The organism is Pseudomonas sp. NPDC089530 (genome assembly GCF_050280705.1).
In the GTDB taxonomy this organism is placed as follows: domain Bacteria; phylum Pseudomonadota; class Gammaproteobacteria; order Pseudomonadales; family Pseudomonadaceae; genus Aquipseudomonas.
In genome coordinates this window covers 21,023-36,366 of sequence record NZ_JBNNVU010000058.1, presented here as the reverse complement: position 1 = coordinate 36,366, position 15,344 = coordinate 21,023, and the positions used below count along the sequence as shown (strand labels likewise).

The 15,344-nt window shown below is 65.9% G+C and carries 14 protein-coding genes and 1 pseudogene; 10 read left to right on the top strand and 5 right to left on the bottom strand.

Annotation, left to right across the window (positions count from 1 at the left end):
• Positions 1-237: pseudogene (locus ACQKQA_RS20350) on the top strand (histidine phosphatase family protein); the annotation flags it as partial.
• Between the two features lie 362 nt (positions 238-599).
• The gene (locus ACQKQA_RS20345; RefSeq protein ID WP_427561502.1) at positions 600-1,655 is read left to right on the top strand and encodes a permease; all 1,056 of its coding nucleotides are present in this window, start codon (positions 600-602) and stop codon (positions 1,653-1,655) included.
• Between the two features lie 125 nt (positions 1,656-1,780).
• Here ACQKQA_RS20345 and mnmH read toward each other — a convergent pair whose 3' ends face one another.
• Complete coding sequence (mnmH, locus tag ACQKQA_RS20340; protein WP_427561499.1) at positions 1,781-2,884, bottom strand: tRNA 2-selenouridine(34) synthase MnmH; 1,104 nt, start codon at positions 2,882-2,884, stop codon at positions 1,781-1,783.
• A complete protein-coding gene (gene selD, locus ACQKQA_RS20335; RefSeq protein WP_427561496.1) occupies positions 2,884-3,918 on the bottom strand; it encodes a selenide, water dikinase SelD in 1,035 nt (344 codons plus the stop codon). Before selD ends, mnmH begins: the two co-directional genes overlap by 1 nt.
• Before the next feature lie 295 nt (positions 3,919-4,213).
• On the opposite strand from selD, the gene ACQKQA_RS20330 reads away from it, so the two are divergent.
• Complete coding sequence (locus ACQKQA_RS20330; protein WP_427561493.1) at positions 4,214-5,170, top strand: nucleoside-specific channel-forming protein Tsx; 957 nt, start codon at positions 4,214-4,216, stop codon at positions 5,168-5,170.
• A 23-nt stretch (positions 5,171-5,193) separates the two neighbouring features.
• Complete coding sequence (locus tag ACQKQA_RS20325) at positions 5,194-6,237, top strand: purine-nucleoside phosphorylase (protein ID WP_427561490.1); 1,044 nt, start codon at positions 5,194-5,196, stop codon at positions 6,235-6,237.
• Between the two features lie 179 nt (positions 6,238-6,416).
• Here the strand turns inward: ACQKQA_RS20325 and ACQKQA_RS20320 are convergent, their stop codons facing one another.
• The 3 genes from ACQKQA_RS20320 to ACQKQA_RS20310 all read right to left on the bottom strand — a co-directional run bounded on the left by ACQKQA_RS20320 (position 6,417) and on the right by ACQKQA_RS20310 (position 8,616).
• Positions 6,417-7,373, bottom strand: a complete 957-nt coding sequence (locus tag ACQKQA_RS20320) for a quinone oxidoreductase family protein (protein ID WP_427561488.1) — start codon at positions 7,371-7,373, stop codon at positions 6,417-6,419.
• Between the two features lie 40 nt (positions 7,374-7,413).
• The gene (locus ACQKQA_RS20315) at positions 7,414-7,587 is read right to left on the bottom strand and encodes a DUF1427 family protein (protein ID WP_427561485.1); all 174 of its coding nucleotides are present in this window, start codon (positions 7,585-7,587) and stop codon (positions 7,414-7,416) included.
• 249 nt (positions 7,588-7,836) lie between these two features.
• Positions 7,837-8,616 carry an AraC family transcriptional regulator gene (locus ACQKQA_RS20310; RefSeq protein WP_427561482.1) on the bottom strand — a complete coding sequence of 260 codons (780 nt, stop codon included), beginning with the start codon at positions 8,614-8,616 and terminating at the stop codon, positions 7,837-7,839.
• Positions 8,617-9,130: 514 nt separating this feature from the next.
• Here ACQKQA_RS20310 and ACQKQA_RS20305 point away from each other — a divergent pair.
• From ACQKQA_RS20305 to ACQKQA_RS20280, 6 genes are read left to right on the top strand one after another with little or no spacing between them, the layout of a single operon-like run.
• Complete coding sequence (locus ACQKQA_RS20305; RefSeq protein WP_427561479.1) at positions 9,131-9,811, top strand: class I SAM-dependent methyltransferase; 681 nt, start codon at positions 9,131-9,133, stop codon at positions 9,809-9,811.
• A gap of 35 nt (positions 9,812-9,846) precedes the next feature.
• A complete protein-coding gene (locus ACQKQA_RS20300) occupies positions 9,847-11,388 on the top strand; it encodes a class I adenylate-forming enzyme family protein (protein ID WP_427561476.1) in 1,542 nt (513 codons plus the stop codon).
• 19 nt (positions 11,389-11,407) lie between these two features.
• Positions 11,408-12,439, top strand: coding sequence for a class I SAM-dependent methyltransferase (locus ACQKQA_RS20295; RefSeq protein ID WP_427561473.1), 1,032 nt, complete (start codon positions 11,408-11,410; stop codon positions 12,437-12,439).
• Positions 12,432-13,610, top strand: coding sequence for an acyl-CoA dehydrogenase family protein (locus tag ACQKQA_RS20290; protein WP_427561470.1), 1,179 nt, complete (start codon positions 12,432-12,434; stop codon positions 13,608-13,610). The genes ACQKQA_RS20295 and ACQKQA_RS20290 overlap by 8 nt, the downstream gene beginning before the upstream one ends.
• Before the next feature lie 36 nt (positions 13,611-13,646).
• Entirely contained in the window at positions 13,647-14,033 is a 387-nt protein-coding gene (locus tag ACQKQA_RS20285; protein WP_427561467.1) for an ectoine synthase, read from the top strand.
• Positions 14,034-14,081: 48 nt separating this feature from the next.
• On the top strand, positions 14,082-15,293 hold the full coding sequence (locus tag ACQKQA_RS20280; RefSeq protein WP_427561464.1) for an MFS transporter: 1,212 nt from the start codon (positions 14,082-14,084) through the stop codon (positions 15,291-15,293).
• Positions 15,294-15,344 lie beyond the last annotated feature (51 nt).

The window sequence follows — 15,344 nt, the reverse complement described above, 5'->3', positions numbered from 1 at the left end:
CGCTATCACAACGCAATCGTCTACACCGCCTGGTCCCACGGTTATCTGCCGGAATTGATCAACAAGGTGGCGCGCAAGGCCGTCGGCGAAAAACGCCCGATCACCGACGACTGGGCCTCCAACGATTTCGACTCGCTCTACGTGCTGACCCTGACTTGGCACAACGGCAAGGCCACCCTCGACAGCCGCAGCTACAAGCAGGGCCTGGACAACGGCGAAGAAAGCTGCCCGACCTGACGGGCAAGCACCGCTTGCCCCGGCCCTTGTAGCCGCTAGTCCTCGCAAAACCTGAGCACCGGTTTTGCCTGAAACACCACATGGACCGATTTGCGGCCGCTTCGCGCCCGATCGCAGCCTGCGGCAGCGGCTACACCAGCATCGAACCCGGCCGGAATACCGAAGATGTCGCCATTCCCTGTAGCCGCTGCCGAGCGACAGCGAGGCTGCGATAGACCCGCAGGGTCTCCAGCGCCCGCCAGATCCCCACAAGCGGGCCTGCGACAGCCCCCCGCCCACCCTTTCAGCCGTTACAGTTCAGCGCCGGGCGGGCCGCTGCGCTAAGATTGCCGGTCTATCGTCCCTGTCCGGAATCCCTGTTCATGTCCAGCCTTGCCCCTGCCAGCCCCGCCCGGGGCTGGTCACTCTGGTGGAAACCCGCCCTGTTCGTTCTGGTGGCCTGTGTCGGCCTCTACTTCGTCAAGTGGTCGCCCTACTACGCCAAGGCCTTTATCGCCGCCGACAGCCACAGCATCGGCGCCTCGATCATCAACGATCAGCCCACCTCGCCGCTGAGCGCCGCCCTGGCCTACGCCCAGGTGTATTTCCTGGCGATCTGGAAAGCCGCGGTGCTGGCGGTGATCCTCGGCTCGCTGCTGCAAGTGCTGATCCCCCGGGACTGGCTGTTGCGCCTGTTCGGCCGCGCCGGTTTCGGCTCGACCCTGCGCGGCGGCCTGTTCGCCCTGCCGGGCATGATGTGTTCCTGCTGCGCCGCGCCGGTGGCGGCGAGCATGCGCCGGCAGAACGTCTCGGTAGGCGCGGCGCTGGCCTTCTGGATCGCCAACCCGGTGCTCAACCCGGCGACCCTGGTGTTCATGGGCTTTGTCCTGGGCTGGGGCTTCAGCGCGCTGCGGCTGGTGGCGGGTATCGTGCTGGTGCTGGGGGTATCGCTGGTGGCCCAGCGCGTCGCCCGCCCCGAACAACTGCCGGAGGCGGCGGTGGAAGCCGTGGTCGAGGCCAGCGCGGGTAATGAAGGGAGCTTCTTCAGCCGCTGGGCGCGCAGCCTGTGGCAGCTGTTCTGGAGCACCATCCCGATCTACGTACTGGCGGTACTGGTGCTGGGCGCGGCACGGGTCTGGCTGTTCCCCCATGTCGAGGGCGCGATTGGCGACAGCCTGCTGTGGCTGGTGCCGCTGGCGATTGTCGGCACCCTGTTCGTAATCCCCACCGCGGCGGAAATCCCTATCGTGCAGACCATGATGGCCCTGGGTATGGGCACGGGACCTGCGGTGGCGCTGCTGATGACCCTGCCGAGCATCAGCCTGCCGTCGCTGCTGATGCTGCGCAAGGATTTCGACGCCCGGGTGCTGCTGACCGTGGCCGGCCTGACCATGCTGATCGGCGTGGCCAGCGGCCTGATCGGCGCGGCGGTGTTGTAACCAGAGGTTCGATGGCGTCCGTCCGGACGCCATCGCGAGCAAGCTTCGCTCCTACAGAAAAGCACGTATCCCGTAAGAGCGAAGCTTGCTCGCGATGGGGCCAAAGGCCCCGCCCTTCTACCGACTCAACCGCGCCGACTGGCGCGCTCGCGCAAATACTCCAGCACCGCCGCCTGTTCGCCGACGAACTCGATGCGCGCGCCCTTGCTTTCGCGCTGGAAGGCATACATCGGGTCGTAATACTCCTTGAGCAACCCCTCGATCCAGGCCCGGTGCAGGTCCACGCTGGCGCTGCGCGCCTGCTCGGCCAGGGCGGCCTCCAGCAGCTGGTACAGACGCTGATGGCGCTCGCCCCCCAGGCGCTTGTGGATGTTGTTCAGGCTTTCCAGCAGGCGCGCGGAAAACCGCTCGAAACCGCCCTCGCCATAGGCCGCGACGAACTCCGCGCAGAGGTCGACCACATAGTCCCGCAGGATCCGCTCGACCCGCCCTTCCAGGCCATCCTCCAGCCAGACCATGGGAAAACGCTGCATGCCCTGGTACAGCGGCAGCGGCAAGGCGCAGCTGCCGATCATGCGGTTCTCGTCTTCCAGCACGAATTGGGCAATGCCACGATCACGCTTTTTCAGCAGGTCCACCGCCAGGCGGTTCTCGAAATCGATGTTCGACGGCTGGCCGCTGGCCCGCTTGCCGAAGCTGGAACCGCGGTGGTTGGCGTGGCCTTCCAGGTCCAGGCTGTTGTCCAGTTGCTGGAGCAGCTCGGTCTTGCCGATGCCGGTCATGCCGCCGAGCAGGACGAAGTCGCACTCGGCCACCGCTCCCTCGAGGGTCTCGATCAGGAAGGTACGCATAGCCTTGTAGCCGCCGCCCACCCGCGGATAGTCGATACCGGCCTCGTCCTTGAGCCACTGCTGGACGATCTGCGAACGCAGGCCGCCCCGGAAGCAGTACAGGTAGCCCTCGGGATGGGCCCGGGCGAAGTCGGCCCAGGCCTGGATACGCTCGGCCTTGACCGCCCCGGACACCAGTTGATGGCCGAGGACGATTGCCGCCTGCTGGCCCTGCTGCTTGTAGCAGGTGCCGACCCGCTGGCGCTCCTGGTCGGTCATCAGCGGCAGGTTGACCACGCCGGGGAAGGCGCCTTTGTGGAATTCCACCGGCGCGCGGGTATCCATCATCGGCCGGTCGTTGAGGAAGATGTCGCGGTAATCGGTGATATCGATGGGCATCAGATCACCTCGACCGCGTTGCTCTGTCGCTCCACCAGCTCGCCGATCGGCGCCAGTTCCAGGCCCAGTTCGGCGGCGGTCGCGAGGAACTGCGCGTTGCCCTCGGGGGTAACGGCGATCAGCAGCCCGCCGCTGGTCTGCGGGTCGCACAGCACCAGCTTGTGCAGAGGCTGGATACGCCCGAGCTTGCCGCTGTAGCTGTCGAAGTTGCGCTGGGTGCCGCCCGGTACGCAGCCCTGGTCGAGGTAGTACTCGACCCCCGGCAGGCGCGGTACCCGGTCGTAATGAATGCGCGCGGTCAGGCCGCTGCCGTCGGCCATTTCCACCAGGTGCCCGAGCAGGCCGAAACCGGTGACGTCGGTCATCGCGGTCACGCCGTCGAGCTTGCCGAAACGGCTGCCGGGCTTGTTCAGGGTGCACATCCAGTCCCGTGCCAGGCCGACGTCGGCGTCGCGCAGCTTGCCCTTCTTCTCGGCCGTGGTCAGCACGCCGATGCCCAAGGGCTTGGTCAGGTACAGCAGGCAGCCGGCGGTGGCGGTGTCGTTGCGCTTCATGTGGCGTTTTTCCACCAGCCCGGTCACGGCCAGGCCGAAGATCGGCTCCGGGGCGTCGATCGAATGGCCACCGGCCAGGGGAATGCCGGCCGCGTCGCACACCGCGCGCCCGCCACGGATCACCTCACGGGCGATTTCCGGGGCCAACACGTTCACCGGCCAACCGAGGATGGCGATGGCCATCAACGGATCGCCACCCATGGCGTAGATGTCGCTGATGGCGTTGGTGGCGGCAATGCGTCCGAAGTCGAACGGGTCGTCGACGATCGGCATGAAGAAGTCGGTGGTCGAGACCACGCCACGTTCCTCGTCGATGGCGTACACCGCCGCGTCGTCGCGGGAGGCGTTGCCGACCCAGAGTTTCGGATCGAGGTTCTGCGCGCCGCTGCCGGCCAGAATCACCTCCAGCACCTGGGGAGAAATCTTGCAACCGCAACCCGCGCCGTGGCTGTACTGGGTCAGGCGAATCGGCTCGCTCATGGGACACCTCTGGAAGTTCATGGACCGGCAATTCTAACAGAGCCTTCGGTCCGCGCCCTGTGCTGCCGTGCGCCTCCCCGACGGGCCCGGCCTGCTTTGGCCCGTACCGCCCGGTTTCGGGGATTGTTTAACCAAAGCGTCAGCTAAAGGGCCGATTCGGTCTTTTTTTCAAGGGACTGGAAAAGTTGGTACAGCCTGTGCAAACGTTTGCGCGAACTCATTGAGCCGGAAATCAATGAACGTTCGCCCCAACCCGGCCAGCCTTGGCCTTCTATTGCACGAACAGGGATTTTCAATGCATTCACCTCTCACCCCCTCGGCGTCCTGTCGCACGCTGGCTGTTTCCCTGCTACTGGCCGCCGTTACGGGAGTACTCAGCAGCACGGCCCAGGCCCAGGAAACAACCACCGACGGCTCCGCCCAGGGCGAAACCCTCAGCCCGGAGGCCAGCCCGCCCCAAAAAGGCGCGTATCTGTCGGACTGGTACAACCAGAACCTGACCCTGATCGGCAGCAAGGACATCAGTTTCGGTCCGCGGCCGGCCGACGATATCTACCTGGAATACGAGTACTTCGGCCGCAAGGGGCCGTTCGAGCTGTATGGCTACATCGACGTGCCGAAGATCCTCGGCATCGGCAACAGCCATGACAAAGGCGCCTGGGACCACGGCTCACCGCTGTTCATGGAGCACGAACCGCGGATCTCTATCGACTACCTGGCCGGGCGCAGCCTGGCCATCGGCCCGTTCAAGGAATGGTACGTGGCCTTCGACTGGATCTACGACCACGGCAGCAACAGCGCCAACCGCGCCAACACCCTGTACAGCGGCCTGGGCACCGACATCGACACCCATTCGCGGGTCAAGCTGTCGGCCAACTTCTACGGGCGCTACCAGTGGGAAAACTACGGCGCCAGCAACGAGTACTCGTGGGACGGCTACCGCGCCCAGCTCAAGTACATCGTGCCCATCGATAAATTCAGCAACGGTGCGTCGCTGACCTACATCGGCTTCACCAACTTCGACTTCGGCTCGGACCTGCACCAGGACAACCCGGCCCGCACCGCCAACGCCACGGTGGCCACCAATGTGCTGCTTTACTCCTTCACTCACCTGCGTTTCACCCTGGTCGGCCGTTACTTCCACAACGGCGGCAACTGGCAGGACGGCAGCGAACTGAATTTCGGCGACGGCGATTTCCGCGCCCGTTCCAATGGCTGGGGTTACTACGCCGGCATCGGTTACCAGTTCTGACCACTCAAGCAATGGAGGCTTTCATGCACGCGATTACCCGTCTTTCCCTGTCCCTGGGCCTGGCCTGCGGCACCCTGCTCGCCTCGACGGCCTGGGCCGGCGAAACCGCGGCGGCCCCGATCAAACCCAAGGTGATGCTGATCACCATGTTCGCCCCCGAGGCCCAGCACTGGGTCGAGCGCCTGGGGCTGAAAAAAGAAGTACGGGTACCGGGCCTGTCGGCGCAATACCCGGTCGTTCGTTGCAATGACCAGGAGGTCTGCCTGCTGGTCACCGGCATGGGCCAGACCAATGCCGCGGCCTCGACCCTGGCCCTGGCGCTGTCGCCCAAGTTCGACCTGCGCAAGAGCTACTTCCTGGTCGCCGGGATCGCCGGCATCAGCCCCAAACACGGGACCATCGGTACCGCCGCCTGGGCCCATTACCTGGTGGAATTCGGCACCCAGTGGGAACTGGACTCGCGGGATGCGCCCAAGGACTGGCCGACCGGCTACCTGGGGATCAACACCCAGGGCCCGAACGAGAAACCGCCGCTGGACTACAAGACCGAGGTCTTCGAGCTCAACCCGAAACTGCAGGCCAAGGCCTTCGCCCTGTCGCGTCATGTAACCCTGAGCGAAAGCAAGGAATCGGCGGCCTGGCGCCTCAAGTACCCGGCAGCCCCGGCCAACCAGCCGCCGGTGGTGACCCAGTGCGACACCCTGGCGGGCAACACCTGGTTCTCCGGCACCCGCCTGAGCGAACGGGCCGAAGTCTGGACCCGCCTGCTGACCGACAACCAGGGCGAGTACTGCACCACCCAGCAGGAAGACAACTCGACCTATGAAGCCCTGCTGCGCGCCAGCCGCGAAGGCCGGGTGGACGTCCAGCGCCTGGCGGTGGTCCGCGCCGGCTCCGACTTCGACCGCCCCGCACCGGGGGGCAGCGAGGTCGACAACCTGCTCAAGTACGCCGACCAGGGCGGCTTCGCCCCGGCCCTGGAAAACCTCTATCGCACCGGCAACCCGCTGGTGCAGGACATCCTGAAACACTGGTCGGCGTGGGAGAAAGGCGTGCCCGGAGCCTGACCGACAGCCCGGGCGACCTTCATGACGGGGTTGCATGCCATGGGTCGAAGCGATCCGACCTGTAGCCGCTGCCGCAGGCTGCGATAGGTCCGAAGGACCTCGGCGAACTCAGGATCGCTGCGCCCCTTCGGGTCGATCGCAGCCCTCGGCAGCGGCTACAAAAAGCCTTGCCTGCAGCCTTACGGCAACAGAATCACCTTCTCGCCGCTGCCCTGGTTCACCTCGCGATAACGCTCGACGCCCTGCTCCAGCGGCGTTTCGAGCAACCCCTGGGGCAGCGGCAACAAGCCTTGATCGAAGAAGCGGCCGAACTGCTCGAGCATCGCCGCGCAGGCTTGTACGCCGTACAGCAACGAATTGATCCCCACCACCGAACCGCCCTTGCGATACAGAGCCAGGGCCGGCAATTGCACATGGCCGTCCACCGGCGCGGCGATGATGGCGATGCGGCCGAACGGCGCCAGGGCCGCCACCGCGGCCGGCAGCCAGAAGCCGGTGGTGTCGAAGATCACTTCGGCGCCGCCTGGGAACACGGCGTCGACCTGGGCCCCCAGGTCCTCCGGCCGATCCAGCTGCAACGTCTGGAACCCCTGGTCCTGCAAGGCCCTGACCTGCTCCGGGCGCCGCGCGGCGGCCAGCACCCGGGCGCCGCGGACCTTGGCCAGGGCCAGGGCGGCACTGCCCACCGCGCCGCCGCCAATCACCAGCAACCTGGTGTCGGCCTTCACCCCACTGCGCTCCAGGGCATCCCAGGCGGTGGTGTAAGGCACGCCGAGGCTGGCGGCCTGGGCGAAGCTCAGGTGCCTCGGCTTGGGCGCCACGCCCTTGGCCGCCAGCGCCACGTACTGGGCATGGGAGCCGTCGGCATAGAACCCCAGCTCCTTGCCGGTGCCCCAGACCTCCTGGCCCACCATTTCCCGCGGCCCGTCCACCACGACCCCGGCGAAATCCCGCCCGGGAATGCGCGGCAAGGTGGTGTAGGGAAAACGTCCGAGCACGTTCTTCACGTCGCTGGGGTTGAGGCCCGCGGCCTTGATCTCCACCAGTACCTGATCGGCCGCCGGGACCGGGGTCGGCACTTCGACATAGCGCAACGACGAGAGATCGCCGGTCTTGGAAAATTGCAGGGCGTGCATGAGCGCCTCCATCAACGGGGATAAAAAAGGATCGAAGTCTTCAGGACAGCCAGCCATTCACCAGCTGCCGGCCCAGGGGCCACAGCTGTTCGCCGGCGAGCATGCCGAGCAGCCCCACCAGGGCGATGGCCGGCGGCGCCGGCGAGCGAAAGTCCAGGGCGCCGTAGAGCAGGCCGACGAAAAGGCCGATCGCGAGGGATATAAGGTAATTCATGGCCAACTCCGTGCAGGGCGCCGCGCCGAACGGCGGCGCTTGGGCATGCCGGGAGTCTAGGGAGCGCAGGTCCGGGCAACCGGCCAAGCACTTCAGGATTTCGGCCAATCCGCGGCCCCGACGGCCTGCCCCTCCCCCTGCAGGAGCCAGCTTGCTGGCGATGCGGTGTGTCTGGACGGACGCTATCGCGAGCCTGCCTACCGCAGCGCCTGCACCACCAACATGCTTCGCGCCTACAGAAAGCGCGGCTCAGACGCGGGCTTCACCGACGGCATATTGCGACGGGGCCACCCCCAGTTCGCGGCGGAACATGTCGCTGAAGCTCCCGGGGGAATACCCCAACTCGCGAGCGATGGTGCTCACCGGCACGCCCTGGATCAGCTCGGCGGCGGCCGTGGCCAGTTGCACCTGGCGGCGCCATTCGGCGAAGCCCATGCCCAGGCCATCCTTGAACAGCCGCGCCAGGGTCCGCACGCTGGCCCCTGCCGCCTCGGCATGCTGCTCGAAGGGAATGTCCAGGGACGGCGCGGCCATCACCGCCTGGCAGAGGCTGATCAGGCGCCGGTCGGAGCTGTCCGGCAGCACGATCTTCAACTGCGAACGACGAGCACGCCTGAGCTCCAGCAAGGCCAGCCCCACCAGCGCCTCGTAGTACTCGGGCTGCGGCGCGGTGTCGTGCTCCACCAGGCGCACGATCAGCTCGCGCAGCAGGTTGTCCACCTGCAACACCTGCACCTGGCTGTCCAGGGTCGCCGCCAGGGATGGGCGCAGATAGATATTGCGCATCTGCAGGTCGCTGACCACGCGAATCCCGTGGCGCACGCCCGGTGGCAGCCACACCGCCCGTTGCGGCGGTACGACCAGCGCCTCGTGCGGCGTCTCGACCCACATCACCCCGCTCATGGCATACAACAACTGCCCCCACACATGCTCGTGGGGCTCGATGAACAGGCCACGGGGATAGGTGCGCGCCAGGGGTTGCACCGGCACATCGGTGTCGCTGAGGTCGGGAGGTGCGGCAAGGGCCATGGGCGGGCATCGTCGTCTAACGGAGGCCCCCATGGTAACCGCGCCGCCGCGCCCGGCAAGGGGAAACCACGATCTCCCCCAGGCTGCCCTTCCGCGCGGCGCCAGCCAAACCGCCGCCCATGTCCGCCACTCGATAACCGGCACCGTCATGGGTTATCAAGCAAACTGCGATAATTATTTAAACCCGAATAACGAAGCATAAAACCGGCCTGAACAATGTCACCGGACCGTGACAAAAATCCCCTTTATCCGACATTGTTTCGCCTTGACAGGGCAAGCCGGCCGATGGAAACATCCCCCTCCGTTATCGAGACTTCTGCAACTTCCGATAACCATGGACATGTTTCAAAACAACAATGAAATGGAGTTTCATTATGTCTTGCCATCGCCAGCTCCATCCTCTCTTGCGTTCCGAACTTTCATATCTCCCACGCCCTAGCTGATCCAGCGATCGCACGCTTTCAGCCTGCGCGATCCATTGCCTGCTCACCTATATCCCTGCCAGAGAACAACTATGAAAGTAGTGAACAGTTGCGTCCTGAAAAAGTGGTATGACAGCGAATACAGCGCCTGCGACAACGGCGGCCTGTTCGGCGAACTGCGCGGTGAATTCAAGCAGTTCCTGGCCAGCCTGCCCGACGGTCCGGGCCGGGCCCTGGAGCTGGGCTGCGGCGACGGCCGCAACCTCACGGCCCTGGCCCGCAAGGGCTACAGCCTGAGCGGCGTGGACATGGTCGACAGCACGGTACGGAGCCGCAAGCACAATCCCTGGTTGCGGGAGCTGGACTTTCAGCAGGCCGATATCCTCGACCATGTTCCCGCCCGGGAGGCCTACGACGTCGTCGTGTGCTCCGAAGTGCTGCACTTCTTTACCCGGGATGAACTTGAACAGGTAATGCCGAAGATCATCAATGCGGTAAAGCCCGGCGGTTATATATTTCTCGACCTGCTATCCGGCCTTACGCGTTACTTCCAGGCCAGCGGCGAGCCTTTTATCTGGGACAAGGAAGCCGGACTTTCCATTCAAGACAGCGAAGGTTTTTTCGATGCCTGGCTGGGCGACTTTGAAATCTTCGCCTTCAATCATTTCTTCGACAAACAGAGTTGGCCATTGAGCAATTCCGAAAACTTGCCGATCGAGCCCTATACTTGGCAAGGCACTTATGTTTCGGTGTGTGCACGCAAACGCAAGTAACCCCCTGGAGTTGTACTTAAAAAGGATGTCGGTCAATGCAACTTTTCCATCAGGCCATCGCGGATAACGCCCACAGATACCCGAACAAACCCGCCATCGTCCTGGATGGGGTAGCGACCCGCTATCGGGACCTGCAACGCCGGGCGGATGAGATCGCCGCCCTGCTGCCGGCCCTGGGCGTCGCCCCGGGCGAGCGTGTGGGCCTGTATTCGGCCATTTCCGTCGAACTGATCGCCGCCTATCTGGGCCTGCTGCAGGCCGGGGCGATCACCGCGGCCACCCATCACACCCTCAGTCGCGGCAAGCTGATCCATCAGCTCAGGCATTCGGGCGCCCGGGTGCTGATCACCGACTGCACCGACGACCTGCCGGGGCTGATCGCGGCAGCCGGCCTGGAGCGGGTCCTGCTCACCGTTCCCGCCCCCGCGGCCATGCCGGGGGTCGTCGAATTGGCCGCGGCCATCGCCGCGCACCAGGCGCAGAACCTCCCGGCCGCCCCGGCGCCGGTCGCGGACCCCGAGCGGCCCACGTCGATCTTCTACACCTCGGGTTCGACCTTCAATCCCAAGGGGGTGCTGGTCAATCACCGGATCATGCTGGCGGCCTCCAGCCGGGTCACCGCCTACCTGGAAAATACCCCCGACGACCGCATCCTCAGCTACTCGACGCTGGCCTCCGACTATGGCGTCTACAACGTCATGATGCCGCTGTTCGCCGGTGCCACCAGCGTCATCGAAAGCCGCCCCGCCGGCAGCGCCGAAGACGTCCTTGCCGTGGTCGAGCGCGAGGCGGTCACGGCCATGCATGTGTTCCCGCCGGTGTTCTTCCTGCTGGCCAACACCGGCCCGCAATGGCAGGCCAGGATCCCCAGCCTGCGCTACATCTCCAGCAGCGGACAGGCCCTGCACACCCGCCATATCCAGCGAATCCGCCAGGCCCTGCCCCAGGTACGGATCTTTTCCAACTACGGGCTCACCGAGTGCAAGCGCGTCAGCTACCTGCCGCCCGAGGAGATCGACCAGCGCCCGACTTCGGTGGGCAAGCCCCTGCCCGGCGTCAGCCTGTACCTGGTGGACGAACAGGGCCGGGCCATCGACCAGCCCGGGCAAGTCGGCGAACTGCTGGTGACCAGCGACTACCTGATGCTCGAGTACTGGAACATGCCCGAGGCCAATGCCAGGGCCTTCGTCCACGACGCCTTCGGCCATGGGCGGCTGTACCGCACCGGCGATCTGTTCAAGCGAGACGCCCAGGGCTACCTCTACTACGTGGCGCGCAAGGACGATGTGTTCGCGCGCAATATCTGGAACGTCAACCCGCGGGAAATCGAGCAGTGCCTGGCCGCGCACCCGGCGGTAGCCGAGGTGCTGGTGGTGCCGGTCGCCGACGAGTCGGCCGGGCATGTGCCCAGGGCCTGCATCGTGCTCGAAGCCGGCCACGGCCAGACCAGCGAGCAGACCCTGCTCGACTACTGCAAGGCCCGCCTGGACTGGCACATGGTGCCGACCCACTGCGTATTCCTCGAGGCGCTGCCGAAAACCGACTCGGGCAAGTTCACCGCCAAAGGACTGATCTGACAGCAGGAGCTCCATCATCATGAAGACTTGTCCGCAGCCGCTGGACGACGCCAGCCTGGACCACGACCTGCAGCAAAGCGCCATGCTGAAACTGGCCGACCACTTCCACAGCCTGGCCACGGGGGCCAGCCAGGTGCCGTTGCAATCCCTGGCCAGCCACCTCAGGTCGCAGATCGACGATCCGCGGGTGCTCGACTACCACGACCGCCTGATCGCGGGGGCGGGCCCGTTGTTCTCGCACTTCCTGGCCAGCGTGCCCTACATCCTCGAAGAGCTGTCCAGGGTCGGCGTGGCGCTGACCCGGTTGGCCCAGGCCAGCGACAGGCCAGCCGGCCGGACCTTCAGCCTGTTCGAAGTCGACGCCTTCGACGGCAGCAACGGCCGCGCCCTGGCCGGCCACTCCCAGGGGCTGATCCACAGCTTCACTTCCTCGCCCAACCGGGCCAACCGGATCGCCTTCGAGCGGCATGCCGACCCGACGCTCTCGCGGTTCTATCCGCAGTCGTTCTTCAAGGTCAGCCCGGCGCTGCTGCAAAGCCCGGAGTACCGGCAGTTCGGCCAGGGCTTCGATTTCATTTATGAAATGGCGGCATTCCAGTTCTATACCCGGGACCGCGACCGGCAAATCGCCCATATCCAGCAATTTCTCAAGCCCGGGGGGCTGGCGTTTTTCCTCGAGAAGCTCAACCACCCCGACCCGCAGGAATACCTGCGGCGCGAGCGGATCAAGGACGAGGTGTTCAAGACCCGTTACTTCAGCGAGGCAGAAATCCTCTGGAAACGCCAGCAGATGCTCGAACAGATGCAGAACGGCCAGGTCACCCTGGCCGAACTGGTGGCAGCCCTCTCGGCCCGCTTCAAGCACGTCCACCTGCTGTGGAGCAGCAGCAACTTCTGCGAATTCGTCGCCTCGGACGATCAGGAGCAGATCGAGCGCTTCCTCGCCCTGCTGGGCCCGGTGGTGCAACCGGCGGGCTTCTGTTTCGAAGGCCCGCGCCTCGGCGCCATGTCCCCGCCCCCAGGCAGCGCCGGGGGAACCGCCGATGTTTGATCCTGCCGAGCAAGGGTTCCACCGCGCCGCCCTCCCCGCGCTGTGTCAGCGGGCCCTGCAGCACCTGCCAGGCTGGCGCGAACGGGCCGCCGGCGCCGAGCGCGACCGCCGCTTGAGCCGCACAAGCTTCGGCGAACTGTTCGCCGGCGGCTGGCTGGACCTGCTGTCGCCACGCGCCCCGGCCACCGGCACGGGGCACTGGCCGACGCTGGTGGAAAGCGCGCGTATCGCCGCCAGGGCCTGCTCCTCCACTGGCTGGATGCTGGCCCTGGTGGGCGGCCACGGCTGCATCGCCAGGCGCCTGCCCGCCGCCTGCCAGGACCGGCTGTACACCGCGGGTCCCCAGCAGCTGTTCGCCTCGGCCTCCAGCGGCGCCGACAGCCAGCTGTCCTGGGAGGCCGGGGGCCTGCGGGTGAACGGTCGCTGGCGCTTCAGCTCGGGCATCGAGGACGCCACCTGGCTGATGCTCAACGCGCCCTGCGCCAACCACCCGCAGGCCATGCACACCCCGCGCTTCCTGCTGCTGGTGGCGGCACAGGAGGTAGAGATACTCGACAGCTGGGACAGCTGCGGCATGGCCGCGACCGGCTCCCACGATGTGCTGGCCCACCAGTTGCTGGTGCCCCACGACCGGGTCTTCGCCCTGCACGAGGTGTTCGCCCCGCGGCCGTCCGCGGCCGGCACCGACTATATCGACCGCCTGCCCCTGGTGCCCTACCTCACCACCTCGATCGTCGGCCCGCTGCTCGGTTGCGCCGAGGGTGCCTATGCCGCCTATGTGGCGGCGCTGGCCGGCTCGCCCCTGGCCGGCGACCCGCGGGTCGCCGAACAGGCGGCCCATTGCGCCGCCCAGCTGTACAGCGCCGGGCTGCTGTACGACTCGCTGGTTTCCCGGCTGCATGACGCCGGCGTGCACGACCGCGCCCTGGACGAGCGGCAGCTGTTGCTGCTCAAGCGCGACCGGGCCTATCTGGCGCGGCAATGCGTGCAGGCGGTGCAGCGCCTGGTGGAACGCCTCGGCGCCTCGTCGCTGGTGGCCGGCAACCTGCTGCAGCGCCACTGGCGCGATATCCAGGCCATGGCCGCGCACCGCGACCTGGTCTGGAACGACGCCATGCTCGCCTGCGGCAACGCCATTCTGTGCCCCGCCGAAGCCGCCCGGCCGGCCTGACCCCTTTTGCCAACCGACTGTTCCAGAGAGGTTCACATGTTCGTTCGCAGCAAAACCGACGTCGAGAAAACCCCGTATTTCGTCGAATGGGGAGCCGGCACCAGCCATCGCCTGCTCACCGAACGCGACGCCATGGGTTTTACCCTGTGCCACACCGTGGTCCGTGCCGGCAGCGAATCGCTGTTGCACTATCGCAATCACCTGGAGGCGTGTTACTGCATCGCCGGGGAAGGCGAGGTCGAAGACATGCAGGGCAACGTCTACCCGATCCGACCCGGCGACGTGTATGTACTCGATCAGCACGACCGCCATTACCTGCGCGGAGGCAAGGAGCAGGACCTGATCCTGGTCAGCGTGTTCAACCCGCCCCTGCGCGGCGACGAGCGGCATAACCTCAACGACAGCTCGGGCTCGGCCTACTGATGGCGCGGCTGCCTGCTCCGCCGCGCCGCATACCGACAGGAGGTCACCATGCGTAAGGATTACCTGGCTTTTTTTGTCTCGCTGTTTCTGTCGCGGCTGGCGGATCAGATCCTGCTGTTCATCGTGCCGCTGGTGGTGTTCCAGACCACCAACAGCGCGTCCTGGGCCGGGCTGGCGTTCTTCGTCGAATCGCTGCCGCGCTTTCTCGCGTTTCCGCTGTGCGGGGCCCTGTGCGACAAGTTCTCGCCCATCCGCATCCTGCATATCAGCCAGGTCTACCGGGCGCTGCTCTGCGTGCTGGCGGTGGCGCTGTACGGGATCTTCGGCGGCATCGCCTGGGTGGTGGCGCTGTCGGCGCTGTGCGGGGTGCTGACCACCCAGGGCATCATGGCCCGCGAGGTGCTGATGCCGCATATCTTCCAGCACTACAGCTACACCAAGACCCTGTCCTACTCGCAGATCGCCGACCAGACCGGACTGGTCCTCGGGCCGCTGGTGGCCGCGCTGCTGCTGGAGGTCTGGGCCTGGCACTGGGTGGTGCTGTGGATTGCCGGGCTGTTCCTGCTGGCCGACCTGAGCATGCTGGCGTGGCAACGCCTGAGCCGCATCACCCTGGAGGTGTTCGAGCAGCACCGGGACATCTGGCTGCAGCCTTTGCGGATCGCCTTCGGGCATATCCGCAACCTGGCGGAACTGCAAAAAATCATCGCCCTGGCGGTGGGGGTCAACCTGATCGTCGGGGTCACCCTCGCCACCTCGGCGGCCATGGTGATCGGCCAGTACAGCGCCGGCAAGGACGACTACGCCGGGCTGCAGGCAGCGGGTGCAGTGACCACCATCGCGATCCTGTTCTTCCTCGCCCGGGTAGTGCTGCCCCTGCGGCTGCTGGGGGTCGTGGCCTATTCGGCGATTGCCGCAGGCGCCTTCGTCAGCGCCCTGAGCCCGAACCTGGGCGGCTATGTGCTGGGTTTCCTGCTGATCGTCGGCTTCGACAAGATGTTCAACGTCTACATGCGCAGCATCCGCCAGCGGGTGATTCCGCCCCAGGACTTCGGCAAGACCGTGGGCGTGATCACCCTGCTCAACAACCTCTCGCAACCCCTGGCCGGCCTGCTGGTGGCGCTGCTGGCCGCGCCGCTCGGCACCCAGCGGGTGATCCTGATCCTGGCCGTGCTGACCACGCTATTGGGCGCGGCCGCGGCCTGGTGGTTCGCCAGTGCCCGCAGCCCTCTCCCCGCCTCAGAACTCGAAGCCGACTAGCCGGCCCGCCATCGAAAGCGGAGCCGCGCCAGGCTCCGCTGTCGTTCCCGC

Bases quoted from the DNA above. Each gene is read 5' to 3' on its own strand.
- ACQKQA_RS20315 (WP_427561485.1), bottom strand. From the start codon at position 7,587: ATGAATTACCTTATATCCCTCGCGATCGGCCTTTTCGTCGGCCTGCTC.
- ACQKQA_RS20330 (WP_427561493.1), top strand. From the start codon at position 4,214: ATGCATTCACCTCTCACCCCCTCGGCGTCCTGTCGCACGCTGGCTGTT.
- ACQKQA_RS20300 (WP_427561476.1), top strand. From the start codon at position 9,847: ATGCAACTTTTCCATCAGGCCATCGCGGATAACGCCCACAGATACCCG.
- ACQKQA_RS20295 (WP_427561473.1), top strand. From the start codon at position 11,408: ATGAAGACTTGTCCGCAGCCGCTGGACGACGCCAGCCTGGACCACGAC.
- selD (WP_427561496.1), bottom strand. From the start codon at position 3,918: ATGAGCGAGCCGATTCGCCTGACCCAGTACAGCCACGGCGCGGGTTGC.
- mnmH (WP_427561499.1), bottom strand. From the start codon at position 2,884: ATGCCCATCGATATCACCGATTACCGCGACATCTTCCTCAACGACCGG.
- ACQKQA_RS20305 (WP_427561479.1), top strand. From the start codon at position 9,131: ATGAAAGTAGTGAACAGTTGCGTCCTGAAAAAGTGGTATGACAGCGAA.
- ACQKQA_RS20325 (WP_427561490.1), top strand. From the start codon at position 5,194: ATGCACGCGATTACCCGTCTTTCCCTGTCCCTGGGCCTGGCCTGCGGC.
- ACQKQA_RS20345 (WP_427561502.1), top strand. From the start codon at position 600: ATGTCCAGCCTTGCCCCTGCCAGCCCCGCCCGGGGCTGGTCACTCTGG.
- ACQKQA_RS20280 (WP_427561464.1), top strand. From the start codon at position 14,082: ATGCGTAAGGATTACCTGGCTTTTTTTGTCTCGCTGTTTCTGTCGCGG.
- ACQKQA_RS20320 (WP_427561488.1), bottom strand. From the start codon at position 7,373: ATGCACGCCCTGCAATTTTCCAAGACCGGCGATCTCTCGTCGTTGCGC.
- ACQKQA_RS20285 (WP_427561467.1), top strand. From the start codon at position 13,647: ATGTTCGTTCGCAGCAAAACCGACGTCGAGAAAACCCCGTATTTCGTC.
- ACQKQA_RS20290 (WP_427561470.1), top strand. From the start codon at position 12,432: ATGTTTGATCCTGCCGAGCAAGGGTTCCACCGCGCCGCCCTCCCCGCG.
- ACQKQA_RS20310 (WP_427561482.1), bottom strand. From the start codon at position 8,616: ATGGCCCTTGCCGCACCTCCCGACCTCAGCGACACCGATGTGCCGGTG.